The organism is Faecalibacterium sp. DFI.5.82 (assembly GCF_029076575.1).
GTDB classification, from domain to species: domain Bacteria; phylum Bacillota; class Clostridia; order Oscillospirales; family Ruminococcaceae; genus Faecalibacterium; species Faecalibacterium duncaniae.
In genome coordinates, this window is record NZ_JARFIS010000468.1 from 1 (window position 1) to 313 (window position 313).

General features: G+C 64.9%; 1 protein-coding gene. It reads right to left on the minus strand.

The annotated features are described in order from the left end of the window. The coding region (locus P0G09_RS17460) for a M20/M25/M40 family metallo-hydrolase (protein WP_275253309.1) at positions 1-313 on the minus strand (313 nt) is incomplete at both ends.

The following is a 313-nucleotide window of genomic DNA, read 5'->3' on the forward strand; positions in this document are numbered from 1 at the left end:
TACTCGATGCCGCCCACGTCACCGCCATCAACGGTGTAGGCGAAATCCGCGCAAAAGCCCGGGATATCGAAGAGGGAAGCGCCCTCGCCGATCTCCTCGTCGGGGGTGAAGGCGATGCAGAGCTTGCCAAGGGGGCGGCCCTCGGCAAGGAGGATCTCGGCGGCGGTCAGGATCTCTGCCACACCGGCCTTGTCGTCTGCGCGCAGCAGGGTGGTGCCGTCGGTGGTGATCAGAGTCTCACCCTTGAGGTCGGCCAGGAAGGGGAAGGTGGAGACCTTCATCACCATGCCGGTGGCGGGAAGGGTGACTTCAC